At 51.0% G+C, this 406-nt stretch carries 1 protein-coding gene; it reads right to left on the bottom strand.

Annotated elements, in window-relative coordinates:
* On the bottom strand, positions 1-406 hold a 406-nt coding region (locus tag NMC31_RS26090), incomplete at both ends, for a helix-turn-helix domain-containing protein (protein WP_253899403.1).

The following is a 406-nucleotide window of genomic DNA, read 5'->3' as shown; positions in this document are numbered from 1 at the left end:
GATTAAGGTGGATATCCACTTCATCTTCATAAAATACCGGATGCTCTGCGCTGCATTCATCCAGCGCTTTGTGGATTACCGCCATCTTTTCATCTTTATGTGGGTCACGGATACGCAGAGTTGGCGCGGCCCTGCGCCATACAAGCCCCGCAGATGGCAACCAGCGGCGAACGGTTCCTGCATGTAACTGGCAACCGGTTATCTCATTGATTTTTAATGCCAGTAATTCGGTGCTCCAGCGTGAACGTTGATAACCAAAATCGCCGGGAGAATGCTTTATCAGCTCACGTAACAGGGTGCAGATATGTTCAAAAGGCCAGCGTCGGGAGCGCCCTGCGGGTAAGGATTTCAGGCCTTCAATACCTGAGTGCGTAAACCAGTTAATCCAGCGACCAACGGATGAACG

Source organism: Pseudocitrobacter vendiensis, assembly GCF_943590815.1.
In the GTDB taxonomy this organism is placed as follows: Bacteria; Pseudomonadota; Gammaproteobacteria; order Enterobacterales; family Enterobacteriaceae; genus Pseudocitrobacter; species Pseudocitrobacter vendiensis.
This window is presented reverse-complemented; position numbering and strand designations above follow the sequence as displayed.